Here is a 3,121-nt window from a genome sequence, read left to right as displayed (position 1 = left end):
TATCACGCGGGGGACGACGCCTGACCTATGCTCGGCCCATGGAGCCCGTCCGGCTCGCGGAGCTGCGGGTCCTGGAGGGCCCGAACCTCTACTTCACCCGGCCCGCGGTCAAGCTGACGCTGGCCGTTCCCGGATGGCTGGACGCGAGCGAGGCTCGCCTGGCGGCGATCACCGAGGCGTTGGAGCTCACGGGGGCGGCGAAGGCCGGCAGGCCGAACAGCGAACAACGGCGACGGTTCACCGCTCGTCTGGCATTGCACATCACCCACCGGCTGGCGGAGGCCTCGGGGATCCGACTGGCCGTCCGGGGCCGTCCCGGTCCCGAGCCCGGGGAGGTCGTGGTGGCGTTTCCCTGGCGAAGGCGCGGGTCGGCCGAAGCCCTCGGCCGTGAGGTCGCCGAGGTCCTGTCGGCGCTGCTGGCGACACGCCGCTCGCCGCGGCGGCTCGTCGGCGAGGCGGCCACCCGCATCGGCGCCGTCGACCCCGGTCCGCAGCCGTCCGTCCCCGACCCTGACATCCCGGTGATCTCCGTCACCGGGACGAACGGGAAGACCACGACGGTTCGGCTCCTCGCGCACATTATCCGGACCGCCGGCCGTTCCGTCGCCTACTCCTCCACCGACGGCGTGTATCGGGATGAGGAGCTCGTGGAGGAGGGCGACTACTCCGGCTTCGGCGGCGCGGCTATGGCCCTGGCACAGGAGCCCGACGTCGCCGTGCTGGAGACGGCGCGGGGCGGGATCCTCCTCCGCGGCATCGGCGTGCAACACAACGACGTCGCGGTGGTGACCAACGTGTCGGCCGACCACCTCGACCTCCATGGGATCCACACCTTGGATCAGCTGGCGGAGGTGAAGGCCACGATCACCCGGATCACGCGGCCGCGCGGCTGGGACGTCCTGAACGCGGACGACCCCCGCGTGCTTTCGATGCGGAGGGGATCGAGCGGGCGCGTATGGCTGTTCTCGCTCGACTCGGACCATCCAGCCATCCGCACGGTGCTGGCCGAGGGCGGCCGGGCCGTCACCGCCCTCGACGGGCGGATGACCGTGCTGGAACGCTCGACCGCCCACCCGCTGGTCCGGCTGGAGGACGTGCCGATGACGATCGCCGGACTCTCCAGCACCAACATCCAGAATGCGATGGCCGGCGCCGCCGCCGCGCTCGCCATCGGTCTCCCCGAGCGGGCGGTGGCCCGTGGGCTGCGCTCGTTCGTGCTCGATCCGGAACGGAATCCCGGGCGGGCCAACCTGTTCACACTCGACGGCCGGGTGGTGGTGGTGGACTACGCCCACAACGAGGCCGGGATGATGGGCCTCACCGAGATCTGCGAAGGCTTGTGCGCGCGGGCTCGAGACGTGTGGATGGCGATCTGCGCCGCCGGCGACCGGCGGGACGACATCATCCACGCCTTCGCCTATCGGGCCGCGCGCGGCACCGACCACATCGCGGTCGCCGAGCTCCCCCGGTACCTCCGAGGCCGCGACCCACAGGAGCTCGTGGAACGACTCCGGGCCGGCGCGATCGACGGGGGCGCCGCCGAGGTCCCGGTCTTCCCCGACGAGGTCCACGCGCTGGAGTGGATGGCGAGGGGCTCGAGCCCCGGCGACGTGGTGGCCGTCACCGCGCTGGGGCAGCGGCCGGAGATCTTCGCCTGGCTGGAGGAGCACGGCGCCCAACGCCTGGGACCGGACGAGGTGCGCCGGTTGGCGCGCTCGGTCCGCGCTTCACGAGCGAAGGCTCGCCCTGGTTAGATCGCGTCGCGGCGCCGGCCGCCGCGGGCGCCGGCACACGCGATGCACAGCACCGCCCACGGGATGGCCTCCAGCCGCTCAGGCGAGATGGCCCGCCCGCACGCGTCGCACGTGCCGTAGCTCCCCTCGGCCAGCTTGGCCAGGGCCCGCCGGACGTCGTCCAGCATGGCCGCCAGGGCTCTGGCCGCGGAGGTCGTGTGGATCCGTTCGACGGCCTCCGTCGTGCCCTCTCCGACACGCTTGCCGAAGGAGACCGTCGCTGTTGGGTCGCGAGGCACGTGGGTCAAGATCTCGAGCTCGCTCTCGAGCTCTCGCCGCCGATCCTCAAGCACGCGTTCGATGTCTGATTCACGCAATCGGGACTCCGGTCCGCTCGACGGCTACAGCCCGGTCTCCGGGTGCTCGCGGATGAAATCTGGGTCGCCGCCCACGGCGAGGAACTGGCCGTCGCCCTCGGCGGCCTGGAGCACCTTGGGCGCCGCGAGCGAGCGGCGGGCCTCGACCTCCTTGAAGGCTTCGGTCGCGTAGTCGACGCACAGCACGACCAGGTCGCCGGGCCGGCTCCGGTCCAGGGCTCGCTTGGTGGCCTCCAGCTCGTTGGGCACGACCTCGACGTGTCCCGCCCGGGCCCCGGCACGCCGGGCTTCCTGGACGCCCTCCAGGACCAGGGCCGCCGTCGCGCCGCGGTCGCGTCCCCGCGTGTGGCGGTCCTCGCGGATGATGACGTCGTCGAAGTACCGGGCGGCAACCCGGCCCATCTCCCGCATGTCCTCGTCGCGGCGGTCCCCCGCCGTGGCCACCACCGCCAGGCGGAGGTTCGCCGACCACGAGCGGCCGCCCTCGTCGGCTGTCATGCGCTCCACGAACTCGCCCAGGCTCTTCAACCCGTGCGGGTTGTGAGCGTAGTCGATGACGACCTTCACGCCGTCCAGATCGATCAGGTTCAGCCGTCCGGGGGCCTGGTAGAAGCTCGTGGTGAACGACCGCAGCCCCTGGCGGATGTCGTGGAGGTGGGCTCCGGCGGCATGGGCCGCGGCCGCCGCGGCCATGGCGTTCTGCACGTTCATCCGGGCTCGGCCCTCGAACGTCGCCGGCAGCGTGTGGACCCATGCCACCGGCATGGTCCGGCGGCCCTCCTTGATCACGATCATCTCCCCGAGTGGCCCCTTCTCCAGGACCACCGCCTTGCGTCCACGCCGGACCCACCGGCCGACCAGGTCGTGGTGCTCCTGCATGGAGAACAGGATCACCGAGCCGGAACAGGCCTTCCGCATCTCGAGCACCAGGGGGTCGTCGGCGTTCAGGACGGCCCACCCCGTCTTGGGCACGGCCTCCACGACCACCTGCTTCACGTGCGCGAGCTTCTC

3 protein-coding genes are annotated in these 3,121 nt (G+C 71.9%); 1 reads left to right on the top strand and 2 read right to left on the bottom strand.

The window, feature by feature from the left end; genetic code table 11:
* Window positions 1-1,754 (top strand): Mur ligase family protein (locus VGW35_22565; GenBank protein ID HEV8310455.1); only part of this gene is annotated, 1,754 nt, incomplete at its 5' end.
* Here VGW35_22565 and VGW35_22560 read toward each other — a convergent pair.
* Together VGW35_22560 and VGW35_22555 are read right to left on the bottom strand one after the other, a co-directional pair.
* Window positions 1,751-2,086 (bottom strand): TraR/DksA C4-type zinc finger protein, encoded by a 336-nt coding sequence (locus VGW35_22560; protein HEV8310454.1) that lies wholly within the window; start codon window positions 2,084-2,086, stop codon window positions 1,751-1,753. The genes VGW35_22565 and VGW35_22560 overlap by 4 nt on opposite strands.
* A 48-nt stretch (window positions 2,087-2,134) precedes the next feature.
* Window positions 2,135-3,121 (bottom strand): cyanophycin synthetase (locus VGW35_22555; GenBank protein HEV8310453.1); only part of this gene is annotated, 987 nt, incomplete at its 5' end.

The sequence above is a fragment of the Candidatus Methylomirabilota bacterium genome, assembly GCA_036005065.1.
Lineage (GTDB): Bacteria > Methylomirabilota > Methylomirabilia > Rokubacteriales > DASRDR01 > DASYQW01.
This window is presented reverse-complemented; position numbering and strand designations above follow the sequence as displayed.